At 64.1% G+C, this 25,258-nt stretch carries 17 protein-coding genes and 1 rRNA gene; 14 read left to right on the top strand and 4 right to left on the bottom strand.

The window, feature by feature from the left end; all coding sequences use genetic code 11:
* Nucleotides 1–507 precede the first annotated feature (507 nt).
* The 4 genes from C486_RS09985 (at nt 508) to C486_RS09970 (ending at nt 4,005) form a co-directional block, all read left to right on the top strand.
* Nucleotides 508–1,383 (top strand): eCIS core domain-containing protein, encoded by an 876-nt coding sequence (locus C486_RS09985; protein ID WP_241432490.1) that lies wholly within the window; start codon nt 508–510, stop codon nt 1,381–1,383.
* A 3-nt stretch (nt 1,384–1,386) separates the two neighbouring features.
* The gene (locus tag C486_RS09980; RefSeq protein ID WP_008455692.1) at nt 1,387–2,355 is read left to right on the top strand and encodes a hypothetical protein; all 969 of its coding nucleotides are present in this window, start codon (nt 1,387–1,389) and stop codon (nt 2,353–2,355) included.
* 192 nt (nt 2,356–2,547) lie between these two features.
* On the top strand, nt 2,548–3,063 hold the full coding sequence (locus tag C486_RS09975; protein WP_008455691.1) for a hypothetical protein: 516 nt from the start codon (nt 2,548–2,550) through the stop codon (nt 3,061–3,063).
* 180 nt (nt 3,064–3,243) lie between these two features.
* Entirely contained in the window at nt 3,244–4,005 is a 762-nt protein-coding gene (locus tag C486_RS09970; RefSeq protein ID WP_008455690.1) for a hypothetical protein, read from the top strand.
* A gap of 3,533 nt (nt 4,006–7,538) precedes the next feature.
* Here C486_RS09970 and C486_RS21320 read toward each other — a convergent pair.
* Both C486_RS21320 and C486_RS09945 read right to left on the bottom strand, forming a co-directional pair.
* Nucleotides 7,539–7,694 (bottom strand): hypothetical protein, encoded by a 156-nt coding sequence (locus C486_RS21320; RefSeq protein WP_160164295.1) that lies wholly within the window; start codon nt 7,692–7,694, stop codon nt 7,539–7,541.
* Between the two features lie 27 nt (nt 7,695–7,721).
* Entirely contained in the window at nt 7,722–8,126 is a 405-nt protein-coding gene (locus tag C486_RS09945; RefSeq protein WP_008455686.1) for a hypothetical protein, read from the bottom strand.
* A 2,443-nt stretch (nt 8,127–10,569) separates the two neighbouring features.
* Here C486_RS09945 and C486_RS09920 point away from each other — a divergent pair.
* From C486_RS09920 to lpdA, 9 genes are all read left to right on the top strand, one after another.
* The gene (locus C486_RS09920) at nt 10,570–11,244 is read left to right on the top strand and encodes a CIS tube protein (RefSeq protein WP_008455675.1); all 675 of its coding nucleotides are present in this window, start codon (nt 10,570–10,572) and stop codon (nt 11,242–11,244) included.
* A 2-nt stretch (nt 11,245–11,246) separates the two neighbouring features.
* Entirely contained in the window at nt 11,247–12,254 is a 1,008-nt protein-coding gene (locus tag C486_RS09915; protein ID WP_049910383.1) for a phage late control D family protein, read from the top strand.
* The gene (locus tag C486_RS09910; RefSeq protein WP_008455671.1) at nt 12,251–12,988 is read left to right on the top strand and encodes a phage baseplate assembly protein V; all 738 of its coding nucleotides are present in this window, start codon (nt 12,251–12,253) and stop codon (nt 12,986–12,988) included. The genes C486_RS09915 and C486_RS09910 overlap by 4 nt, the downstream gene beginning before the upstream one ends.
* A gap of 11 nt (nt 12,989–12,999) precedes the next feature.
* Nucleotides 13,000–13,290, top strand: coding sequence for a PAAR domain-containing protein (locus C486_RS09905; protein ID WP_008455669.1), 291 nt, complete (start codon nt 13,000–13,002; stop codon nt 13,288–13,290).
* 3 nt (nt 13,291–13,293) lie between these two features.
* Nucleotides 13,294–13,692: a GPW/gp25 family protein gene (locus tag C486_RS09900; protein ID WP_008455666.1), complete on the top strand. Its 399-nt coding sequence runs from the start codon at nt 13,294–13,296 to the stop codon at nt 13,690–13,692.
* Nucleotides 13,689–16,853 (top strand): putative baseplate assembly protein, encoded by a 3,165-nt coding sequence (locus tag C486_RS09895; protein WP_008455664.1) that lies wholly within the window; start codon nt 13,689–13,691, stop codon nt 16,851–16,853. Before C486_RS09900 ends, C486_RS09895 begins: the two co-directional genes overlap by 4 nt.
* A gap of 48 nt (nt 16,854–16,901) precedes the next feature.
* Entirely contained in the window at nt 16,902–18,869 is a 1,968-nt protein-coding gene (locus C486_RS09890; protein WP_008455661.1) for a putative baseplate assembly protein, read from the top strand.
* 27 nt (nt 18,870–18,896) lie between these two features.
* A complete protein-coding gene (locus C486_RS09885; RefSeq protein WP_241432489.1) occupies nt 18,897–21,086 on the top strand; it encodes a phage tail protein in 2,190 nt (729 codons plus the stop codon).
* A 68-nt stretch (nt 21,087–21,154) separates the two neighbouring features.
* Nucleotides 21,155–22,621, top strand: a complete 1,467-nt coding sequence (lpdA, locus tag C486_RS09880) for a dihydrolipoyl dehydrogenase (RefSeq protein WP_008455658.1) — start codon at nt 21,155–21,157, stop codon at nt 22,619–22,621.
* 147 nt (nt 22,622–22,768) lie between these two features.
* On the opposite strand, the gene C486_RS09875 is transcribed toward lpdA, so the two are convergent.
* Together C486_RS09875 and C486_RS09870 are read right to left on the bottom strand one after the other, a co-directional pair.
* Nucleotides 22,769–23,065, bottom strand: coding sequence for a DUF7521 family protein (locus C486_RS09875; protein WP_008455656.1), 297 nt, complete (start codon nt 23,063–23,065; stop codon nt 22,769–22,771).
* Entirely contained in the window at nt 23,062–23,439 is a 378-nt protein-coding gene (locus C486_RS09870; RefSeq protein WP_008455655.1) for a transcriptional regulator, read from the bottom strand. Before C486_RS09870 ends, C486_RS09875 begins: the two co-directional genes overlap by 4 nt.
* Before the next feature lie 960 nt (nt 23,440–24,399).
* On the opposite strand from C486_RS09870, the gene C486_RS21920 reads away from it, so the two are divergent.
* Nucleotides 24,400–25,258, top strand: a 16S ribosomal RNA gene (locus C486_RS21920); the annotation flags it as partial.

The following is a 25,258-nucleotide window of genomic DNA, read 5'->3' as shown; positions in this document are numbered from 1 at the left end:
TTTGCATCCCCCGGAGTGTATATATCAGCAACCATGTTCTGACGGAACGTATCCCCATTCCGACCTTTATTTAAAAACTCTTTCTAGACAACTTTTATACCCGGAGAGGCGAAATACCGTGCCAAGAGTCTTACATGGGGTTTCGATCAGCGAGGGACGCCACGACGACCGGTGACGACCGACAGTCTCAGCAAATCGAGACCGTCCGGTCGTTGCCCGACCACGAGTCGGACGCCGGCGGCTGGGCCCACCGGATGCCACTCGCGGAGGCGGAAGAGCAGTACGGGATGTCGATTCCGAACGACGAGACGCTGTTCGAGTTACAACGACTCGAGGCGTCGAATCCGATCCGCGTCCACGAGTGGATCGAGGAGGGGATGACCGTCGAGGCCATGCGAGATCCGAAAGCGGCCGAGGCGTTCCGCGAGCGCCAGGCCGCCCGTCCCGAGGCTGTACCCGACGATATCGAACGCCGCAACAAANGGCGTTCCAGACCCGGTCCGAGACGTGATACAGTCGACAGGGCAGCCCCTGGATGACGGCATCCAACAGGCGATGGAAGAGCGGATGGGCGATTCGTTTGGGGACGTACGCATTCACGCCGACGCGACCGCAGCGACCGCCTGCGAGGCAATCAACGCGCGGGCGTTCACCGTCGGGAACCACATCGCGTTCAATCACGGCGAGTACGATCCCGAGTCGCCGGCGGGGCAGCACATCCTCGCCCACGAACTCGCCCACGTCCGCCAGCAGACCGGGGCCGACATCAGCATGATGCCCCAAGACGACAGTGGGCTGGCAATCGATCCCGATCCCTCCCTCGAGCGGGAAGCCGAGGATGCGGCCCAACAGGCGCTAGCCGACGGACCGGTGACGATCAACCGGAAAGGGACCGAGACACATATTCAGCGAATGCCTGACGCTGAACAACTTCGGAACACCCGTGAACAGGCTGCGTCCCGAAATGACGAGATGGCGCTCGCACAGACGGTGGAACGACTCGAGGATCGGATATCCTCGATCGAAGAACTGGTCACGGGCGACGATTCGGTGATGAACAACGTAGGGAAAGCCATCTCACAAGGTGCTGTCGGTGCGGTAGGAGGACTAATTGGAGCTGTTGCTGGTACTGGGATTTCGCCCGGCCTCGGTACTCTCGGTGGTGCTGCGATCGGACAGGAGATGGCCAAGGGAGTGGCCGGCGATGTCACCAAGACGCTCACTGGCAAGGCCTACGACACGGGAACGGATTTCGTCGCCGAGAAAGGTACTCAGGCGAGGGAGTTCCTCGAACAACTTATCGAAGACAAAGTTGATCAACTCCTTGAGGGATCTGAACATGGTGGCACCTCACAGGGTGTTGGTAAAGGAGGCCAAGTGTAATTTATGGACGCAGTAATCACCGGTCAAAATGAGGAACGTGTTGGGATAAACCTTCGAGATAACAATGGTGCAGAGCATGTACTCGAAATAGAGTTTACTGGGGACATCAGATATCATAAATGCGAGCAATATCCTGACAAACCGGAAAATCGGACTCCTGAAGAGAACGAATACAACGAACAGGCTCGAAAGTTCGCCCGCTATTACGTTTACGTGGAGCAAGGATACGACACGGTGCCGCCGACGGAGCATCCCGAGCGGATTAACGCTGTCAGGCTCGCTATTCAGGACCTCAGCGACGACCGGTTTGACGACCTATTTGGCGACCTCTACAGCCAGTTGCAGAGTTACTACGACTACGACGCCGACCGACCGATACCCATCCCGCCGCTGGCAGCCGACTCCGACAGCGTTCTCTACCGGCAGAACGTCTACCTTGGAATCGATCCGCTCGAGACGGATATCGCCGCCGAGGCCGAGGATATGGCACCGGTCTACGGCCTGGAACTGTCGGAGATATCAATCAAAGAGCAAGCGCTGGACACACTGTCTCCGAGCGCGATCGCTAACTGGAAGTCATTCGCCGTAGACTTCGCCGATGAGGTTGATGAGGAAGAGATTGATCTCGTTGACGGTACGTACATTGATGCCGTCTCAACACTCTATACGTCGTATCTCGACAATGGCGGTGAGCAACATACTGCCGAACCGGACACTGATCCGTTCGAGCGTGACCCTGACACGCTAATCGAGTTACCGCCGATCGATCCGGGACCACTTGCGGAGTTCCGCGAGTACCTTGATCATCATCTCAAATGCCAAATTCGGGATTGTTTCGTCCGAATGGGTATTGAACCACCTGAGCAATTCCGTGTGCTCGGAAATGGCCGACTTGAAGCGACAGCCGCCTACAAACTTCTGGATATGTATCCCAAATATTACGATCCCGAAGAACAGCAGCTACTTGGATAAGAGCCGCTCCTACCTCTGTCTGCCAGTCGAATCAGCTGCGCTCACGCACGAACTCGCCCATGTTACGCAGTAAAACTGTAATAAGGAACGCAGTATAATGCCGCAAGTAGATGTGGAGTTGGCAATCGATCCGATCCCCAACTCGAGCGGGAAGCCGAGAACGCGGCCCAGCAGGCGCTGGCCGACGGGCCGGTGACGATCAATCGGAAAGGGACCGAGACGCACATCCAGCGGGCGGATAAAGACTGGAATCATGGGCCGTCGGTCAGTGAGGAACTGTACGGTGACGACGAGGTTGATTTCGAAGAGTTGGGCATCGACCCCGATGACCTTGAGATAGACGAAGAGTCACTCACGCAGCGGGTTGCCGATGGGCTCAAAGAAGGGAGCCTGCGGAGTGTACTTGCCGGCGCGATCGCCGCCTCGGCAACGGTCGCAACCGCTGGCGGTGCCCCGGCAATTGCCGGCGGTGCCGCTGCAGCCTCGGCGCTGGTGACGACCACTGCCGCGAACACCGTTTTCGGTGACGAAGGTGGAGTGCCAGAGCAGATCGTCGAGCAGATGACCGGTGCCGTCGCGAAAAGCGAAGCGTTCGCCAAAGAGGCCGCACAGAACGAAACACTGGCCGAAAACCTCGCCAGTAACGAGACACTGCTCAGTAAACTCGATGGAGTGACTGGTCAAATGAACCCCCGTGATCTGAGGTGATTGTTGATGGAAGCGACCATCTACGGAGAAGATGATCTAGTAACTGGAGTTACTGTTGTAGACAATCGTGATGCCGAACACGATATTCAAGTGGAGAGAGAGGGGGACATTTACTCACATCATCAAGATAGATATCCAGATCATCCAAACGATCGAACTGACCCCGAGCGCAAAGCGGTGATGCAAGCCCGAGAGTTCGCTCGGTACTACGTCTACCGTGAGCGGGGCTACGAGACGCTTCCGCCGAACGAGAATCCCGACCGCCTCACGCTCGCCGCGTTCGTCGTCGCCAGCCTCTCGAGCGAGCACTGTGAGCGGTATTTCGGTAATCTCTACCGGCAACTCAAAAGCGAGTCGACCGATCAGGAGCCGGTAGTCGACCTCCCCGAGGGGCTCTCCGAGGAGAACTATTATCTCTACGCGACGGAGTTGTACCTCGGTCTCGATCGAGACGATCTCCAGGAAAGCCTCGAGAATCTCGACGAGGACCGTCTCGAGATCGTCCTTGAGACCATCGCTGAATCCAGCGGCGAGGTCGACCGAGCGCTCTCGGCGCTCGACGTCGAACCCGTCGACCGCTCCGCTGGCGAACTCGCGGAGGCCTGGATCGACGCCGTTTCGGACGTGCTCGTGCAGTGGCGGATCGGCGAGCAGACCCACCGCCAGAACGGTGACCTCGAACGCGACCGCGAGCCCGATGTCGGGATCGAAGTCCACCCGCATGATCCGGGCTCGCTCGCGGAGTTCCAGTCGTACCTCGTTCATCACCTGCGCTGTCAGATGCGGGACGCCTACGTTCAGACGGGGCAACGACCACCCACGTATGCCCGCGTGCAAGGTCCCGGACGGGACCTCTTCACGATGCTGTATCAGACACTCGATTCCCTCCAACCCTATCATGATCCCGACGCTGCTATCGACTGGACGTCGGCGCTCGAGTAGCCGACGCCCGAATGCGCCACCTGCGGTCGATCTATCCCGGACTGGTGCCGGCAACGAGGGTTGTCTTGGCTTGGTTCCGACCGGGTCGCAAGTAAAGAGACCTAGTCGGCGACAAATGACTCTATCGCATAATAAACCGGCGGTGCGGGGGTCAGCCTGATGCCCCAGTCAGACGCCGAGTTGGCAATCGATCCAGATCCATAACTCGAGCGCGGAGCCACAACCCCGTCCAGTCCGATGGGCCTAATTTTGTCTTACGCGGCGTCAAAACCATTAAGTGATCCTCTTATAATATCTCAATAAGAGAGTGTACACCGGTATCGTGGTGGGAGGGGGAAATGAATTGGCTATTGATGAGTGCGAGCAGTGGTTCGACGAACCGTGATGAACACAATTGACGACCTCGAGTGTGAGACGGCGCTGCGGGAGATCAGTGTGACTGGTCGCTCGACGGGCGCGGGTACGTCGACGGCAGGAGAGTTGGACGACCGGCCGGGGGTTGCTCGACTCCGCTCTAGCGTCGCATCCATCGCAACGCTAACGCCAGACCGACTGGTGGGTGGGTTCGGTGTCAGGATTGCGCGCAAACGGAGTCCGATCGAGTTGTCGTTTCTCGCGCCCACCGTCGCTCCGCCTGACGGTGAGTCGGTGGACGACCCGGAGCTGTCGATCGTCTCGCCATCACCGTTCGCCCGGCCGGATCATCACGAGAATGCGTTCACGTATCTCACGCAGTCCGGTCGGTCGGGCCGTGGGTCCCAGTCCGCCGATGCGGTCGGACCAGTATCCGACTCGGCCACCCAATCGCCGACGGAACGTGTATTTCGGTCCGACAGGCGATCACAGCTTCACGGGTCGCGGACAGCAGACCGTGCCCAAGCGACATCGCACGAGCACGACGGTCCCGAACGGCGGGACGGAATCCGCTCGTCGAAGCGACCGCACCGACGAGGCGACGTTGAGTCGGGGGTCGCTGCTCGCTCGAACGTCCACACGTCGGGTTCAACCAGTGCGAACTCGGGACCGCTGCCCGATCGATCGGGACCGATCGATGACGACCGGCCACAGCAATCGACCGGCCGGACCGCCCGACGACAGCCGACCCGACCGCGGACGTTCGCAACACGTGTCACGTGGGCGGACGCGATCGCTCGGCGGACTCTGTCCGACTCCGACAGTTCCGAGCGTCGCCGCTCGGTGACCGGTTTCGATCCGAATATCTCGAGACGGCGCTCCTCGAGTCACGGTGAGTCGCTCGACCGCGAGATGCCATCGCTACACGTCTCGCGCCGGCCGACCGAAACGACAGCGGACGTGACAACGGCTGGATATCAGGACCCAGTCCGCGGCAAGTCCGCGTTGCCGCCGGCGCTTGTCGATCGAGCGGTTCCGTCGACAGCTCCGACGGCTCCGCCGTCACCCTCACGTGATACTGCACAACGCCCAGTCCGTCATCCGCGTCTCGATAATCGCCGCCCGATGTCGGCGGCCGACTCGAGTCCAGTGCCGACGGCCGAGGAGCAGTCGATCCGTCGTGTCTCGTCGGGTCGAGACGGTCCCGACGAAGGGAACTCTCCGGCCGAGGCCCCGGCTTCGACGGCCGTTGATGCCGCGAAAAGCGCAAGCCAGCCGTTACAACAGCCGTCGCTCCGAACGGAGCGTCGAGACCGGGAGACCCAGACCGTGACGAGCGCCCGCGATCGCGGGCGCTCGACCACGCCGTCGCGCCGTCAGTCCGCCGTCGGTACCGCACACGATGGATGGACGCCGATCCGAGCGGCCTCGATGTCGACTCCCGCGCGCTCCCGAAGTCCGATCGATCCGACGACCGGGACGGGCGTAGGTCGCGGTCCCACCGTAACGGACTCGAGCGGTCGCCTCGAGAGGCGTACTGACGAGACGACCACGTCGCCGGTCTCAGCCGACGGCCGCAAGCGCGCCCCATCGCAGATGCGGATCGACGAAGTAGTCGGGTTCGACTCCCACCGCAGTCGGTCACAGCCGGTCGAACCGGGGACGGCTGACCCGACCACGGTCAGTGCCAGCGCGGATCGCCAACTGTCCGGCTCCGACGCGGGCCGAGCGGTCGCGGTCCAGTCGCGGCGACCGCGTCGCCATCGACCGACGGTGATTACGTCGGGTACCGATCGGATCCCACGGCAGTCGCGGGTGACGACGACAGACCTGCGCGGGCCTCACGATGGGACGGCTGCAGTGGAGCCTTCGCGTTCCGCGTTCGTCTCCCGAGAGTCACGCACCTCGACTCGGACCGATCGAACGGGGCACGAAACAGTGGCCCGGGGAATCCCCCCGTTGACCGCGACCCCTACCATGGTGGCTCCGAGCCGAACAGGACGGCATCAGTACCCTCCCCTGGAATTGGCAACCGATGCTCGCGGCGCGCACACGGCCGATGGTCGGCCGTCGCCCGAGCGACAGCGGCGATTCGAGCCGGACACCGCGTCCGTCTCCGAGACCCCATCCCCACCGCTGAGTACGGATCCCACCCGTGTGGTCGACGACTATCGGCCCAGTCCCAGTCCAAGTCCCGGCGTTACGACGACCGGACGCGTGAGGGCCACGAACTCGCCGGTCCGCGCGTTCTCGAGTGCGAGCGGCCGACCGGCTGGCGATCGTCGTGCCGACCGGACGCCCAGGTCAGGGGGGCCGACTACCGATACCCGGTCGTTCGGATCGGAAACCACTGGTCTTTCACGGAGTGCGTCGTCGCTACGAACCGCCGATCGGGACGATGTGCGGACGGGTTCCAGTTGGGTTTCTGCGACCGAACGTCGGTCGGCGTCGCGTCCCCCTGCGATGCAGTCGGCCCGTCAGGGGTCGGAACTCGTGGTCGATCGTCACTCGACCGTAGCGGTCAACTCGGGGACCGTACCCGACGAGATGGGATCACCGGAACCCAATCGCCGGGCTCGTGCTTCGTCGTCGCTTCGGTCCGACGTAGGGGACTCGAGCCTGCGGTTTTCGGCCGCAACCCACACTGCCGTCGGCCGGGCCCGAAGTCGATCGGATATCGGGGCTTCGCCCGACCGCCACGCCGCCGCGCTCCGGCCGGAGTGGGATCGAACGTCGGATACAACCCCCGCTCCGTCTTCGGTGACTGCCGCCCGCGCCGGCAGCGACGGGTCAGCTCGAGAGGGGGCAGTGCCCTCTTGGACCGACACTCGCTCGTCCAATCCGGCTGGTCACTCAGCAGTGGACGGCCCATCACGACGCGACGAACTGGGCCCGATTCGAGCGCCGACGCGTATCGATTCGCTTCGATCCGTCACGGCCACGAGACCGACACGAGGGGAGACCGAGCTCGATGTCGCGCCACCGGTGCGGGAGCCGGCGGAGTCTCGCGGAGCCGCGTCCCTGAACTCGCGAGGACCGCGGCTGGCAGTGATGGGACGCGAGCACCCCCACCGTTCGCAACGGGGAACCGAAGTCGCGTCCCGTTCGGACCCGATCGCGGGGCCGGTCCACTCGTCGCGGCGCGAGCCCGTGGCTGCGGACTCGCCCGATGCGATCTCTCAGCGCCACGGGTCCGGGACGGAGACGGTCTCGCGGACGCGATTTGACGATGGGAAGACGGACACGCGTTCGCTCGAGCGACCCCGCTCGAGCGCGGCGTCCGGGGTGACGACTGTGACGCCGGTGACGGTATCGAACGGCCGCAGTCCGTCCACACCGCTCCACTCGATCTCGAGGACGCATCAGCCGTCCGCTGCTGCCATCGAACCCGCGTCCGCGTCTCCCGACCCGACGGCGCTCGGTGAAGTGGTCGCCTCGAGCAGCCATCGGTTCGGTTCGGGGACGACACGACGTGATCGAACAGGCGCGATCTCGCCGGACTCGAGCAGTCGGATGCCGGTACTTCGACTGCGTTCCGAGCGGGGAACGTCGCTCCGACGGGACGATCGGACGGCCCGGCCGGCTCCCTCGAGACCGGACTCATCCCGGACGCGACGCGAGCGGGAACGGCCGACGGGCGACACCTCTGTCAGCGACTCCGGAACGACCACCAGGTCGACGGTCGATGCGGCCGCAGACGTAGCTTCGGTAGCGTCAGCGGATGCGTCGCCGTCGGTGGGGTCGGCGAGTGCACGGAGAACGCGCACCCGTGCCGCTTCCCATTCGGCCGATATTGTGGCCGGGTCGCCCGATCTCGAGGCCCGCGTTCAGAAACTGCCAACCCGGACGACGCACACACGTTCGACGGACGCCATCATCTCGCCGTCTCGGGTCACCTCGGGTCATCGCCGACGGACTCGTTCGGAGCCGCTCACAGCGGACACCGACTCCCGATTCGGAGCGGAGTTCGGCAGGCGGTCGACAACGCTCCAGTATCGATCGCCGGCAGTGACCGATCCGACCGGGTCGCGGTCCCAGTCGCCTCGAGACGGTCGCGCTGCGGTCTCCGGGTTCGATCGCGGTAGTTCGGTCAGTGGTTCGTCGCCGGTATCGACCCCGCAACACCGCCCGTCGGTTACCGACGTTCAGCGACCCTCTTCCAGCAGATCGCCGTCCGAACGAAACGATGGAGCCGTTTCACGCCCTCGCTCGCGGGACTGGCGCGGTAGGGAAACGACTACTAGATCGATGGCCGGCCCGGCCGCAGACGCAGCCTCGGCAGCGCCAGCGGATGCGTCGCCGTCGGTGGGGTCGGCGAGTGGACGGGGAACGCGTACCCGTGTCGCTGCCGGGTCGGCTGATATTGAGGCCGGATCGACCGATATCGGGGCTCGCGTTCGGAAACCGCCGACCCGGACGACGCACACACGTTCGACGAACGCCGCCGTCTCGCCGTCTCGCGTCTCCGCGAGTCCGCGCCGACGGACTCGTTCGGAGCCGCTCACAGCGGACACCGACTCCCAGTTCGGCGCGGAGTTCGGCAAGCGGTCGACAACGCTCCAGTATCGTTCGCCGGCGGTGACCGAGCCGACCGGGTCGCGGTCCCAGTCGCCTCGAGACGGTCGCGCTGCGGTCTCCGGGTTCGATCGGGGTAGTGCGGCCGGCTCCTCGCCGCCGGAACCGATGCTGCACCACCGCTCGTCTGTTACCGACGCTCAGCGAACTGCTCCCGACCGATCGTCGTCCGAACGAAACGATGGTGTCGGTTCACGTCCCCACTCGGGGGACTGGCGCGGTACCGAAGCGGCCACCGGATCGACGCCAATCGATCCGCAGACGGCAGCCGATTCGACCACGCTCCAGCGTTCGTCGAAGAGCCGGGGCGTCGATACCACGGCGGCAGCCGCTCGGTCGCGTCCCCGATCGGCTCGAGGAACCGTTGCGCCCGACACGAGCCCGCGGCCCGAGTCGACGGCGACTGCAACGGCTGAGGCAACCGGTGTAGCGGCTACTCGGACACCTCGGTCGGACCGACGGACACCGCTTTCCGTTTTGCGAACGACGGCCGCCGGCTCGTCGGGCAAGTCTCACACGACGCGTCGCTCGGGTCGCACCGGCACCGCCGCTGCGAGCGTGTCGGACGAGTCCAGTTCCCGATCCGACTCCCGTCCGGCGCGACCACCGACGATCGCCATCCGTCCGGGATCGACGGCGGAGCGGGCCGACGCGTCGCCGCGGCCAGCCCGCGTCGAGGCTATTGACTCGAGGCAAGCACGGGTCGGAACGGCCGCCACGGGGAACGGCGACGCTGACGCTCTCGCGCCGACCGTGTCGGACCGGCCGTCGACCACGGCTGGGATCGCGGGCGAGCGCCGACGGTTCGAATCACGTCTCCGTATGCGTCGACGGCCGTCGACGGGAGCCTCTGTGACGGACGGGGTACCCAGTAGTCGCACTGCGGTCGCTACCTCGTCGCTTTCGCTCCGGACTCGAGACGACGTGTCGGATCCGACGACGGACGCGGCGGCCACATCGGCAGCGTCGGGGCAGTCTCGGATACCGAACGCCCCGAAAAATAAACCAACAACTAATACTATTGAATCAACAGGGGAACGTACGGGTGTGAACGGGATGCAAACGAGTGCAGCGTCAGATCGACCGTCGCTGACCTATCGACGGTCGTCGGCGACGGACGCGCCGTCCGTCGGCCAGGGTGGACCGAACGGTTCGAACGCAACGCCGCGCGACTCGACGACACCAAGCGGCGCGGTTCGAGAATCGACTGCAAGTCGTGCGACACCGGGGCACGCCTCCGGTCGTGAGCGACGCGGATCGTCCGATCGAAGGGAGACTGGCGGTGCGCGGACGCGCTCCGGATTCGGGTCCGAACGCAGCCAGGAACCGGCCCAGCCCGGGTCGACAGTCGGTCACGACGTGGGGACGGGACTGAACGACAGCACGGGGTCGGGACTGAACGACCGACATCGGTCGTCGATCGACCGGCCCCAGCACCCCTCGGAGCGGCGGTCTGAGCCGCAACGTGGTCGTCGGTCCGATCAGGACCGTCACAGCCGGAACCGGTTCGACAGCGTCGATCTGTCGTCCGGGACGGACCCGCGGTTCGACGCCGACGTCGATCGCGCCGTTCAGGAACTCTACCGGAAGCTCGAGCGGAAAATCAGGGTCGAGCGCGAACGGAGGGGGCTGTAGATGAGCAGCGGCGGCAAGCTCGAGAAAGCCCAGATCATGATCCTGAACGGGAAACAGAAGGGCGAGACGATCGACTGTAAGTTCAACCCGAACGCCTACACGGTCGAGAAGAGCGTCAACTACGGCGAACTGAAGGCGACTGGCTCGGGGGCGTCGATCATGCAGTTCGTCGACGGGAACGCGGAGACGCTGTCGATGGAGCTGTTTTTCGATACGAGCGACGAACTGGATTCGAAGGGGTCTCCCAACACGGAGCGGGTCGATGTCCGCGAGCGATATACGAAACACATCGATACGCTGTTGTCGGTCGACGGCGAGTTGCACGCGCCGCCGGTCTGTCGGTTCGTCTGGGGCGACGGAATCGACTTCACCGCCCTTGTTCAGCGGGCGAACAAGCAGTTCACGAAGTTCCTGCCCAGCGGCGTTCCCGTCCGCGCTCGAGTGAACGTCGTGTTCATGGAGTACAAGACGGCCGATTATCACAAATCCGAGGTGTCGCCGGAGTCGACGGACAAGACGAAAGTCTGGACGGTCACGGACGGTGATACCCTGTGGCTGATCGCCGCCGAGGAGTACGGCGATTCGTCGCACTGGCGGACGATCGCCGATCACAACGACATCGAGGATCCCCGCGCGATCGAGGCGGGCGACAAACTCGAACTACCCCCGCTGTAGTCATGAGTACCGGAACGAACATTCAGCCGCGCTATTCGCCGCGGTTCAAAGTCTGTCTCTTATACACATCTNTCAGAGATGTGTATAAGAGACAGACTCTCGACGGCGCGGATCGGTTTTCGTTCACCCTGAATTTCCCGTTCGACGAGGAACTCGGGGAGTTCAGCGGTCTGACCTGGGACGATTTCGCGGTCGGAACGGACGTCAAGATAGCGATGGGGTACGGCGGTGACGGGACGCTGACGCCGCTGTTGACCGGTTCCATCCGCTCGATCAACGCCGAGTTCACGACCGACCGCGGGCCGTCGGTCACGGTGTCGGGCTACGGCCTGCTCTGGGAACTCATGCAGGGCACTCGCTCGGACTCCTGGGCGGAGGAGACGGTCGGGACGGCCGTCGAGGACGTGCTGTCGTCGTACCCGTTTTCGACGGTCGACGTTTCCGACGCGTCGATCAAACGCGAAAAGCTGATTCAGGACGGCCAGAGCGATTACCGGTTCCTCCAGCAGTTGGCCGAGACCTACGGGTTCGAGTTCTACGCCGAGCGTGACACCGTTCGCTTCCGCCCCCGATCCGCGAAAGGCGACGGCGACGGTCCGGTCGCCGAACTGTGGTACGGCGAGGCGCTGCACGATTTCTACGCCGAAATCACACAGCGGTCTCAGATCGACACGGTCGAGGTCCGGAGCTGGGACGAACAGAACAAATCCGAGATCGTCGCGACCGCCGGCAGCACGAACGCGAACTACAAGGAGGTTTTCAGAGTACAAGCAATGTCACGGGACGAAGCGAAACGGGTCGCCGAAACGAAGTTGAATCGATTCTCCGACGGCGTCATCACCGGTCACGGTGAGGCCGACGGTACCCCCGAAATCAGGGCCGGCAGCGTTATTCGACTCGAGGAGCTGGGTGGCCGATTCTCCGCCGACTACTACGTCACCGAAGCCACGCACCGGATGGGAAGCGCCGGCTATCGGACGTCCTTCGAGGTAACGGAGGTGTCCTCGTGAAGCCGTCCGGATTCATCGACGATGGCGGCGCAGACGACGGCGGTATTCGTGGCGTCGCCGTCGGCATCGTGACGAACAACGAGGATCCGAAGGACCTCGGTCGGGTCAAACTCCAGTTCCCGTGGCGCGACGCCGACGACGAGAGTCACTGGGCGCGGATCGCCACCGAGATGGCCGGCAACGAGTACGGGAGTTACTTCCTGCCGGAGATCGACGACGAGGTACTGGTCGCGTTCGAGAACGGTGACATTCACAAGCCGTTCGTGATCGGATCGTTGTGGAACGGCAAGCAGAAGCCACCGCAGAAAAACGGCGATGGGAACAACGATATCCGTGAAGTCCGCTCCCGGAGCGATCACGTGATCGCGTTCGACGACGCCGACGACGGCAGTATTACGATTCGAACGACCGGCGGCAACGAGATCGTGATCGACGACTCGGGCAGTTCGGAGACGATCAGGATCAGCGACGAGTCCAACGACAACAGCATTACGATCGATTCCGACAGCGGGTCGGTCGCGATCGACGCGAAATCGGACCTCGAACTCTCAGCATCGACGATCTCCCTCGATGGGAACTCCGTGGAGATCACGGGCAAGAAGGGCGTCAAGATCAAGGGGAAAGGCCCGGTCAACGTCGATAGCAAGGCGAAACTCGCGCTCTCCGGGTCGATGGTCAATGTCGATGGGACCGGGATGGTAAAAGTTAAAGGGAAACTAATTACCTTGAATTAAAATAGAGTCAAATGCAACCAGCAGCCAGAGTCGGCGATCAGACGGCACACGGGACGCCGCTGGCCGGGACCGGCAGTCCGAACGTCCTGATCGGGAAGCGGCCCGCGTGGCGAGCGTTGGCGGACGTCCATACGTGTCCGCTCACGACCGGACCCGTACCCCACGTCGGCGGCACCGTAACCAAAGGGAGTACGAGCGTTCTGATCAACAAGATGCCCGCGGCGAGAATGGGCGATACGATCATCGAGAGCGGACCGCCCAACACGATCGCGAGCGGGTGTTCGACGGTCATGATCGGCTGACTCATGTCCGACGAGTTTCTCGGAACCGGCTGGTCGTTTCCGGTCGAGACCGATGCCCGTGGCTCGGTCCGCACGTCCGAGGCCGAGGACGACATCCGCGAGTCGATCCGGATCATTCTCGGAACGGCCAAGGGTGAGCGAGTGATGCGACCCGAATTCGGCTGTGAGATCCACGACCACGTGTTTTCGGCCGCGACGCCGGCGACGCTGAATCTCATCGAGAGCAGCGTCCGCGAGGCGCTCGTCCAATGGGAGCCGCGGATCGACATTGAGGACATCGATGCTCGAACGGATGCCGAAGCGCCGAACAAGGTCCTCATCGACATCGAGTATCGGGTTCGAACGACCAACAGCCTCTCGAATATGGTGTATCCGTTCTACATCACGGAGGGTGACGGATGAGTCGGCCACCGGTCGTCGACGACAGGGACCGGGAGAAACTGTACGCCGAGTTGCGGACCCTCGCGGATCAGTACACCGAATCGTGGGACCCGTCGACGGACGACAACGCCACCGTGCTCTTGCGGATCTTCTCCCAGCTCGGTGCCGACGTTATCCGGCGGCTGAACGATGTCCCGTCGAAACACCGAATCGCGTTCCTCGATGCGCTCGGGTTCGACAGACGGCCGCCCCAGGCCGCACGGCTCCCACTGACGTTTTCGGTCTCGGCCGATATCGATCGCAACGTTGCGATCCCCGGAGGGACACAGGCCGTCGCGGAACCGAGCGATGGACCCGATCAGATCTTCGAAATTCCACAGGACGACGGGTTCGAAGCGACTGGGGCATCGCTGACGGATGTGCTCTCCGTCGATCCCGCCGCCGATCGCATCGTCGACCACGGCGACGTTCGAACCGCCAACGAACCGGTCGAGCTGTTCACCGGCGACACCATCCAGGAACACGTGCTCTATCTGGCACACAGCGACCTGCTGACGCTCGAGCCGGGCTCGCCGATCACGATCACCGCCGAGATGGCCACCGACAATCCAGTCCTCGAGACCGACGCCGTCTGGGAGTACTACGGCGAGGAGGACGGCACGGAGGGATGGCACCGACTCGAGGAGTGGACTGACGACGAGGCGGCCGACGACGCGATTCGGCTCGATCTGCTCCAGGAACGGCTCCAGTCGTCCCCCTCGCGGTCCGGCGACGGCGATCGGCTCGAGTTGCGGTTTCGGCTTCCCGGAACGCCGGTCGAACACGCGGTCGACGGCGTCGAAAGTCGATGGCTTCGGTGTCGGATCGATGATGACGAACCCGATCCGGACGTGTTCTCGTTGCACCTGGAATCGATCTCGGCCAGCGTCGGCCGCGATCCGAGCGAGGACGGACTCTCGCCCGACTCGCTGCGTTCGAACGACGTCCCGCTCTCGACGGACGACGGGGACGTTCGGCCGCTCGGTCGGCTGCCCCAACCGCCGGCGACGTTCTATATCGCCTCGGAAGAGGCCTTTACCAAGCGTGGCGGGGTCGTCGAGGTGCGGTTCGATTCGCCCGCCGAACCGGCCGCCGACGAACGCGATGCCGTGGCCAATGCCGACACGCCCGACGAAATCGACACCGACGCCGACGGGACATCGACGGCCGAGGGGGTCGGGGTGCTCGGCGGGCCGCCGGAACTCTCCTGGGAGTACTGGACCGGCAGCGGGTGGAACCGACTGACCGTCCTCGAGGACGAGACGAACACGCTTCGGCGGGCCGGCCATGTTCGCTTTACCGTTCCCGAGGACATCGAACCGACGGCGGTGTCCGGCCACGAAAACGTCTGGGTCCGCGCTCGGCTGGTCAGTGGAAACTACGGACAACCGTCGTTCGGCGTCACCGACGCCGGCACCCGGGGCTCGGTCGTCAACTCGCCCGATCCGCCCTGTTTCGGCGACATTTCGATCCACTACGACCGCGGGATGCAACCGTTCGAGACGATTCGAGCGCGCAACAACGCCGCCATCAGCGGCGACCTCGCGGGGAGCGAATCGCCGATCTCGCCGTTCGACGAACTTCCCGATGACACGCAGACGCTGTATCTGGGGTTCGACGACACGCTTCGAAACGGTCCGCTTACGTTTTTCGTCCCGATCGAGGACGTCACCTATCCGCGCTCGTTCGATCCCGGCATGCGCTGGGAGTACTGTGTGGATCCCGACGCCGACGAGTGGTCGAAACTCACCGTCCGGGACCGGACCGGCGGGTTGACAGAGCGTGGCATCGTCGAGTTGACTTTCCCCGAACAGACGACCGCGTTCGACCGCTTCGGTCGGCGTTGCCACTGGATCCGCGTCCGGGTCACCCAAGACGAGTTCGACCGACGACCGATCGACGGCTCGGGGTCGGCACGATCGGCCCCCGAGGCCGATCAGCCTCGGGACCGGACCACGGCCCCGCCGACCCTCGACGGACTGCACCCGAACACGCAGTGGGCCTACAACACGCGGACGATTGAGGACGAAGTCCTCGGCTCGAGCGATGGGACCCACGAGCAATCGTTCTCGTGTGCCCACGCGCCGGTCATCGACGTCGACGTGTGGGTTGACGAGTCCGAGACGGTGTCGACTAGCGAACGACGCGACCTCCGCTCGGAGCGGCCCGAGGATGTTCGACGCGTCACCGACGCCAGCGGCGACGTGACGGAGTATTGGGTCCGATGGCAGCAGGTCTCGGACTTCCTGGAGTCCGATGCGAACGACCGCCACTACGTCGTCGACAGGATCGACGGGACCGTCAGCTTCGGCGACGGCAACCGGGGCCGGATCCCGCCGGCCGGACAGGGGAACATCACGGTCACGTACACGACCGGCGGCGGGCGCGACGGCAACGTCGCGGCCGATACGATCACTGATCTACAGAGTTCGATCTCGCTGGCCGAGGACGTCTCGAACCCGAAGCCCGCCGACGGTGGGGCCGATGCCGAGTCCAGGGACGCGCTCGTCGAACGAACCACGAACCAACTCAAACACCGAGATCGAGCGGTTACGCCGACCGACTACGAACGTGTCGCGAACGCGGCGTTTCGCGAACTGTCGAAAGTCAAGTGCGATCCGGATGGAGCCGCCGAGGCCGGCAGCGTCACCCTCCTGATCGTTCCCCACGCACAGCGGGAGAAACCGGTGCCGTCGATGGAACTCAAACAACGAGTTCGCGAGACGGTCCGCGACCGTGCGCCAGCCTCGCTCGTGGAGTCCGAAACGTCCCGGATCGTCGTCCGCGGACCGAGCTACGCCGAGCTATCGGTCTCGGTTTCGGTATCCATGGCCGACAGCACGAGTGTCTCGCTGCTGAAGGCGGCGATCGAACGACGGCTCGACGAGTTCCTGCATCCCCTCGACGGCAACGGGGGCAACGGGTGGGCCTTCGGCGAGGCCCCGTCGGTCGACGCGCTGGCTGATCTCGTCGACGGTGCGGACCACGTCGCTGACGTGATCGATCTGGATGCGACGATCGAGGTGGGCGGCGAGCAACGCTCCCTGTCCGAGCGCGAGACGGGGCCACCACTCCCGTCGGACGTGCTGGTCTGCAGCGGGGCTCACGACGTGGCAGTCACGATGGAGGCGGGTCGCTCGTGATCGACGCACTCCGATCCGACCGTCGTACCCAGCGACCGGCTGGGGGTGATGGACGTGGGCATTGACGTTCCGGAACTCGACGACAGAACCTACGAGGAGATCCTGTCGGAGGCCACGAACCTCATCCCAGCCTACGCCGACGAGTGGACCGACGCCAATCCGCACGATCCCGGAATCACGATCCTCGAGGTTCTCGCCTGGTTGACCGAAACGTACGTCTATCAACTCGACAGGGTCACCGACGATCACCGCGAAAAGTACCTCGCGCTGATGGGCGAGCGTCGACGGCCACCGACACCGGCGTCGACGCGTCTGCGACTGTCGCTGCCGACCGACGCTGCGTGGGGACGACTCCCCGCCGGGACGCAGTTCTCGGTCACCGATACCAACGACGCCGACGCCAGCTACCGGTTCGAGACCGATCACGCGGTCACGCTGACTGCGGCGACCCTCGAGCGCGTGCTGACGGTGACCGATAGCGGCCGGACCGACAACACGCACGCGAACCGGACCGACGGGATGTTCTACCGCGCGTTCGGTGCCGACGCGGCCGCGGGAGACGCCTGCTATCTGGGATTCGACGGCGACCCCTTTGCACACGCCCGGACGCTGACCCTGACCGTCAGCTATCACGAGGCTAATCTCCCGGAGCCGGCGACCCACGGCTCGCTCGAGTCGTTGTTCGAACCCTCGGTCGAACCCGTCTGGGAGTACCGCCGCGGGGACGACGACGCGTGGCACCGGCTTTCGGTCGCGGCCGACGGGACGAACGCGTTCTATCGGAGCGGCCGGATCGAACTGGGCCTGCCCGACGACGAGGCGGTGACGAGCGGCGCGGACACGCCCGATCCGCCGGCTGCCGTCCGGTCGTCGGACCGACCGTGGCTCCGGTGTCGTCTCGAGACGGCCGGACACGAAATCCCGCCGCAGTTCGACGCTATCGAGCCGAACGTCGTCTCGGTCAGCCATCGGGTGTCGGTCCGCGACGAATCGCTGACACAGGTCGGCCGTCCCCACGAGACGCCGTCGCTCGACGGCCAGACGTACGCTTTCGAGCGGTCGCCCGTGCTCTCCGCGACGGTGTTCGTCGACGGGCAACGGTGGCAGGCGGTTCCCGACTTCGATGCCTCCGGGCCCGACGCTAGACATTTCCTCCTCGACCGGGAGGCGGGAACCGTCACCTTCGGCGATGGCAATCGCGGCCGGGTTCCGCCCGCCGATGCCACCGTCGTCGCCGACTATGTTGCCGGCGGCGGCGAGGCCGGAAACGTTCCGGCCGAGACGATCTGGCATCTCGCCGATCCCGACATCTCGCTCGAGGGTCCGATCGACGGGAGCGATATCGAGGCGACACCGATGGCGGCCGCGACCGGGGGCGCTGCCAGGGAGACCATCGACGACGCGCTCGACCGGGTGCGACGCGACCGCCGGATTCCGTACCGGGCGATCACTGCCGACGACTACCGATACGTCGCCGCGCACACGCCCGGGCTCAGGATCGGCCGGACGAACGTGCTCGTCGAGGACGGCGAGATCACCGTCGTCGTCGTCCCCTTCGCGCCGCCCGACGTGGGGATGCCGGAACCGAGCGAGGGGTTCCTGCGCGCCGTCAGGCAGCATATCGGCGACCGGAAACTGCTGAGCGATCGGGTCCGCGTGATGGGGCCACGGTACGTCGGCCTCGATATCTCGGTTACTGGTCGGGCCAGAGCTCGATACGCCGGCGGTGGCCACGATGTCGCCGTTCGGACGGCTATCGAGGAGTACATCCATCCCCTTACGGGGCATGATGGAACGGGATGGCCGTTCGGCGAGGCGTTGCACCGCTCGGAACTCGTCGATCGGATCGCCGAACTGGACGTGATAGACCGAGTCAGCGAAGTCACGATCGTCGCCCACGGCGGCGCAACGATCGACGACGGGACCGTCCGGATCGACGACACCTCGCTGTTCACCGTCAAAGACGTGACGACGGATCTCTCGATCCAGACCGATTCGACCGACAGGGGTGCCTAACTCATGGACTTTTCATACGCGACGACGATGAGTACCACGGACTGGCAGGAGTGGATCGGGCGAAACGTCGACGTCCGCGAGGAGGGGATCGGCCTGGCGACGACGGTTTCTATCGAGCGATCGGCGATCGACGACGCTGTCGTCGACGCAGCGATGGATTCGAACGGCGATCTGTACAGCCTGCACACGTCGGGATCGCTCTATCGTCACGATCCGACGACAGACATCACACAACGTCTGTGGACCCGTTCCGCCGGCGATGTCGACGATCCGTGTGCACTCTGTGTCGACGACAACCGGGCTTTCATCGCGGACGGAGCCGACGGCTCCATTACCGTCATCGCGCCGCAACTCCAGCGCACGATCGGGACCATCGAGACCGACGCGACCGACCCGATCGGAATCGCTCACGGTGGGGGCCGCCTCTACCTCCTCGACGGTGTCGGTCGTATCCGGACCGTCGGCCGGGATGGGGCTCCCGAGTTGACTATCGACTGGTGGCTCGGTGACCCGACCGATCTCACCGTCGGTGCGGACGGCCGCGGATACGTACTCGACCGTAACGACGGCGACCCGAACGTCCGGACGTTCGGGGACAACGACGCCGACGACCGGTTCCCGATTACGGATACCGAGTTCGTCGCAGCGGGCACCAAGTTCTCCCCGACCGCGCTCTCGGTGGTCGACGACACGCTCTTCGTCGCCGGCCGACTCGAGGACGAACTGCCAGCCCTGTTCGAGCGCGACCCCGAATCGGGAACGTTCCGTGAACGCCATCGGTTCGACCGGTCCTGTCGGACCCTCGCTGCTCGACCGACCGCACCCGACGACCGGCGGGAGCTGTATGCCGTTACCGGTTCGAACGGCTCCGGCCAGTTGCTCCGGGAGCGACAGCGCCATGCGCGCCATCCGCGGCGGGACCGCCACGTCGGCGACGCGTTCCACCGATACGATTCCGGCGCGGACGACACCGAGTGGCACCGCCTCGCGCTCGAACTCTCCCAGCTGACCGCGAGCACGCAGGTCCGAGTCCGATATCTCGCGACGAACCACCCGATGCCCAGCGACGCTGACTTTGCAGACCTCGATGCGATATCGGCCGACGCGGCCGATTCGCTGCGTGAGCTGGGCGTCACCTCCGTCTGGGAGCTTGCCCGTCGCGACCGCGACCGGCTCACAGCGGCGCTGCCGGACCGGTTCCGGTCGGACGTAGACGCGTGGCAGACCGCAGCGATCGACGCGCTGGCGGCACACGCCGATGTCCACTGGACGACCGTCGACTCGCTGAACCCGGACGACGTCTTCTTGCGGGACGCCGTCGGTCGATACCTGTTCGTCGCGCTCGAACTCGACGGGAGCCCGCAGTCATCGCCGCGTGTCGACTCCGTGACGGCGTTCTGCCCGCGCCAGTCGTACCTTCGATACCTCCCCGAACTCTATCAGGAAGACGATCGTTCGGCCGCGTTCTTAGAACAGTACCTCTCCGTCTTCGAGTCCGTCTTCGCCGATATCGAGGCGGAAATCGACGATATCGGCCGCTACTTCGACCCCGATGCCGTTCCGAGCGAGGCCCTCTCGTGGCTCGAGCAGTGGCTCGCGGTCGAGACCGACGAGAACTGGCCCGAGGACGCACGGCGGGAACTGCTCTCTCGAGCGCCGGCGCTGTACAAACGACGCGGCACGAAAGCGGGCCTCCAGTCGATGCTCGAACTCTATCTCCGCCATACCGGTTCAGCGTCGGCGACTCCCGCAGCGGCATCCTCGCCGGGTGATGGCGGCTTCGACGACGATGGCGGGAGCGGTGTCGACGGGGGCAGGCCCACACCACCGACGGCGACGGCCGACGGCGGCGACGGCACCGTCGGCGATACGCCGTCGGGCCACCGCCTGTTCTTCATCGACGACGACGACCTCGCGTGTATCGACCGCGAATCGGTTCGCCGCCAGTATCCGCTTCCCGCGTCCGGTCCACAGTCGTTTGCCGTGTTCTGTGGGCCATTCGAAACCGACGACGAACTGGCCGCGATCGAGTCGATCGTCTCCTCCGGGAAACCGGCCCACGTCGGCGCTGATGTCGTCGAAATCGACGACGAGTTGAGTCTCGAGGGCGACACGTTCCTGGGCATCAACAGCCGATTGACCGAACGGGAGTTCGCGCTCGGCGAGACGACGCTCGGCGAGAATACAGTGCTCGTCGATCGAACCGAATCGGAGTAACGACGCTCGGTGGTCCGTCGCCAAGGAACACCTACAGTATGCTTCGGAACGTCCATCCGAATTGAACAATGGTCGTTGGAGATGTCACCACTGGAACGGACGTATTGGTAATCGGTGCCGGACCCGCTGGCTACGTGGCCGCGATCCGCGCCGGGCAACTCGATCTGGACGTCACGCTCGTCGAGAAAGACGCCTACGGAGGGACCTGCCTGAACTACGGGTGTATCCCTTCGAAGGCCCTGATTACTGCGACGGATATCGCCCACGAGGCCGCCTCCGCCGAGGAGATGGGGATTCACGCCGACCCCGCGATCGATCTCGCCGGGATGATGGACTGGAAAGACGGCGTCGTCGACCAACTCACGAGCGGCGTCGAGAAACTTTGCAAGGCGAATCAGGTCAATCTACTCGAGGGCACCGCCCACTTCGCGGACGAAAACACCGTCCGCGTCTCGCACAGCGGTGAAGGGCAGGGCTCGGAGACGCTCGAGTTCGAACACGCGATCGTCGCAACCGGTTCGCGGCCCATCCAGATCCCGAACTTCGAGTTCGACGACGAACCGGTCTTGGATTCCAAACAGGCGCTCGCGCTCGATTCCGTCCCCGACTCGCTGGTCGTCGTCGGGGCCGGCTACATCGGGATGGAACTCGCCGGCGTCTTCGCCAAGCTGGGGACCGACGTGACCGTTGTCGAAATGCTCGACTCGATCCTGCCGGGGTACGACGACGATCTCAAACGCCCCGTCAAACAACGGGCGACCGATCTCGGGATCGACTTCGAGTTCGGCTACACCGCATCCGACTGGGACAAGCGCGAGGACGGCGGGATCCGAGTCATCGCCGACCCGGCCGACGAGGTGACCGCCGACGGTGGAAGCGCCGAAGCCGTCGCGGACGAACGCCTCGAACTCGACACCGAGAAGGTCCTCGTCGCCGTCGGCCGCCAGCCGGTCTCGGACACGCTCGACCTCGCGGAAGCCGGCGTCGAGACCGACGATCGCGGGTTCATCGAAACCGATTCGCGCGCACGCACGAACATCGAACATATCTTCGCCGTGGGCGATGTCGCCGGCGAACCGATGCTCGCTCACAAAGGCAGTGCGGAGGGGCAGGTCGCTGCCGAGGTGATTGCCGGCGAACCCGCAGCAATCGACCACCAGGCCATGCCCGCGGCTGTCTTCACCGACCCCGAAATCGCGACCGTCGGGATGACCGAACCCGAGGCCGAGGACGCCGGTTTCGAGACCGTCACCGGTCAGTTCCCGCTCCGGGCCAGCGGCCGTGCGTTGACCACCGGCGACTCCGACGGCTTCGTCAAGATCGTCGCCGACGACGCGGACGGCTACGTCCTCGGTGCCGCGATCGTCGGCCCCGAAGCCTCGGAACTGATCGCCGAACTCGGCCTCGCGATCGAACTCGGCGCGACCCTCGAAGACGTCGCCTCGACGGTTCATACGCATCCGACGCTCTCGGAGGCAGTGATGGAAGCCGCCGAAAACGCGCTCGGCCACGCGATTCACACGCTCAACCGGTAGTCCGAGCACTGGACCAGGCCCCGATCTCTGAATAGAACCCTCGGTACTTCCGTTCGTCCGGGCTGTGTCGATTCCTATCCGACCCGAGCCACGTCACACACTGTCCCATGGCCAGCGGTGGCGATCCGACGAACTCGAGATTGACGCTTACTGGACGTACAACGAGTACGCGATCACGAGAAAGCCGGCCAACACGAGTAGGCTCTCGAGTAAGATCCCCGTCGCGAGCCCGACATCGAGCAGTTCGTACAACATCCCGGCGAGCACCAGTCCAAGCGTGACGAGACCGAACCCTGCAGCGAGATAGCCCAATGCGGGCTGTCGAGTTCGACGATACGCCTTGAACGCGAAGTAGGTGATGATGCTCCCAACCGTGAGCACGAGCGTCTTGACGACGGCCAGCGCGAACATCGTCTCGGCCGAGCCGGCGGGCAATGGATTCATGTTTCCTTTCGCACCTCCGACCACAGTTCCGCGAGCCGTTCGTCCGCCGTCCGCGCCGGCCGTTCGATCTGGACCGTCAGCGACCGCTCCTCATCCAACCCGAGCGTGATTTCGTCGAACGCGATCGAGTACTTGCTCGCGTGGTGGCCGTCCTGTCGAATCTCGGTCGACTCCTCGAGCAGCGTCGCTTCGGTCAACACTTCGAGTTTCCGGTACAGCGTCGACTGCGGAATCTCACACCGATTCGATAGCTCCGACGCGGTCATTGGCTCCTCGAGATTGCGGATGATCTCGCGGCAGTCGGGATCGTCCAGCGCAGAGCAGATCTCCTCTGCGGATGGCGTCGACTCCGAAGCGAACGGGTCCCGGACCATTCGTCTCCCTCTTGCAACGCACGTGGTTTATCGGCATCGATGCGTTGCCCCCGTCCGTTGGCCCGCGACACGAAGCCTTCATCCGCGTGCACGCTCGAGTGCGAGCACGCGGGTATCATTCGGTCCGACTCCCTACAAGGGCGGGATGACCGGCCGACCTCCGCCCGCGTGACATTCTCGAGACGGCGCTTCGACTCGCTCGAGCAGCCGCTGCATTTATTAGTGTCATTGCCACGACGATCTCGGGCAAAACCGTGGTATGGTATCGGGTTCCGATGCCGATCTCGTCCGACGGCTTTATATGTGTCCCGGGCATTCGATTGTAATGCGAACGACGTGGCGCACGCCGCCACGTTCCCTCCGGCCGTGACCCGGCACGGAGGTAGGCATCATATCCGCCCTCGAGACGGCAGCGGACCACTCCGTTGCCGTCCATCTCGAGGCACTCGGATCCAACGCGACTGACGCCGACCGGCGGCGTTTCGATACGACGCCCTTATATGATAGGGGATCGTCGTTCGGAGTACGCGGAAGCCCTCGCCGGATGCGGTTTCCGGCGGCGCGATCCGACGCCCTTATATGTACGAGGGAAGTTGGATATGAACGCGAAAGACGACGTGATCGGCGGGGCGTTCAACTCGCTCCGTCATCTCGGATGGGNAAGTTGGATATGAACGCGAAAGACGACGTGATCGGCGGGGCGTTCAACTCGCTCCGTCATCTCGGATGGGTCCGGTCCGAAGGGGTTATATACCCCGGAGGGACTACGAATACATCCGCACGAGATGAGGATTCCACCCCTGCGGTCCGCCGTACAGATGGAATCTGATGTTAGCCTTGGTAGTTCGGTGACGCTCGATCGGTCGACGATCCGTGTCATCGAACGTGGACCATTGTGTGAGTGTGTACGAACATTCACCGCCAACAGACCCTCTCCCATCACGGGAGAGTACAGATAGCATTCCGGTTGATCCTGCCGGAGGTCATTGCTATTGGAGTCCGATTTAGCCATGCTAGTTGCACGAGTTGAGACTCGTAGCAGATAGCTCAGTAACACGTGGCCAAACTACCCTATGGATCCGACTAACCTCGGGAAACTGAGGCTAATGCGGAATAGCGTTCATCGCCTGGAGTGGCACGAACGCGAAACGTTACGGCGCCATAGGATGTGGCTGCGGCCGATTAGGTAGACGGGGGGGTAACGGCCCACCGTGCCCATAATCGGTACGGGTTGTGAGAGCAAGAGCCCGGAGACGGTATCTGAGACAAGATACCGGGCCCTACGGGGCGCAGCAGGCGCGAAACCTTTACACTGCACGCGAGTGCGATAAGGGGACTCCGAGTGCGAGGGCATATAGTCCTCGCTTTTCACGACCGTAAGGTGGTCGTAGAATAAGTGCTGGGCAAGACCGGTGCCAGCCGCCGCGGTAATACCGGCAGCACAAGTGATGACCGCTATTATTGGGCCTAAAGCGTCCGTAGCTGGCCACGCAAGTCTATCGGGAAATCCGCGCGCTTAACGCGCGGGCGTCCGGTGGAAACTGCGTGGCTTGGGACCGGAAGACCNCGTAGCTGGCCACGCAAGTCTATCGGGAAATCCGCGCGCTTAACGCGCGGGCGTCCGGTGGAAACTGCGTGGCTTGGGACCGGAAGACCTGAGGGGTACGTCCGGGGTAGGAGTGAAATCCCGTAATCCTGGACGGACCACCGGTGGCGAAAGCGCCTCAGGAAGACGGATCCGACGGTGAGGGACGAAAGCTCGGGTCACGAACCGGATTAGATACCCGGGTAGTCCGAGCTGTAAACGATGTCTGCTAGG

The organism is Natrinema gari JCM 14663, from assembly GCF_000337175.1.
Classification (GTDB): domain Archaea; phylum Halobacteriota; class Halobacteria; order Halobacteriales; family Natrialbaceae; genus Natrinema; species Natrinema gari.
The sequence above is the reverse complement of the archived record's forward strand: the minus strand, read 5'-3'. Positions and strand labels throughout refer to the sequence as shown.